This window comes from Ralstonia sp. VS2407, from assembly GCF_052950655.1.
Genome location: NZ_JBRFVG010000358.1, coordinates 1 through 437, shown reverse-complemented (window position 1 = coordinate 437; position 437 = coordinate 1). Strand labels below are relative to the sequence as shown.

Here is a 437-nt window from a genome sequence, read left to right as displayed (position 1 = left end):
GGCGTGGGCGTGGCGGTCGCCGTGACGGTGACGCTGTCCTGGCCGCCCAGCGTGGTCAGCGTGAACGTGCGCGAGCCCGCTCCCGCCGGGAGCTGGAAGGAGACGGTGACGTCGCCACCGGTGCCGGTGAGGGGCCTGGACTCCGAGCCGAGGGTGACGCAGGCGGCTTCACCCGCGCCGAGCCCGGAGACCGTCAGGGTCACGGTGCTGTTCTCGACCGCGGTGACCGGGCCGCTGAGGTCGAGCGGACCGGTGCCGGCGGGCACGTTGGCCAGGGCCGGGAGCGCCTGGGCGGTCGCGCGACGGAACTGATCGCGCTGGCCGCTCCCAATCTTGCCGGCGGTCCGAACCGGCTCGAGCGTGGCCGGCTTGAACGCGACGGCACCGTTCTCTGCCGTCAGCGTCGTGACACACGGAGCCAGGTCAGCGATCTGGAC

1 pseudogene is annotated in these 437 nt (G+C 73.5%); it reads right to left on the bottom strand.

Going from position 1 to position 437, the window contains the following annotated elements:
• Positions 1-437: pseudogene (locus ACU8YE_RS25460) on the bottom strand (hypothetical protein); the annotation flags it as partial.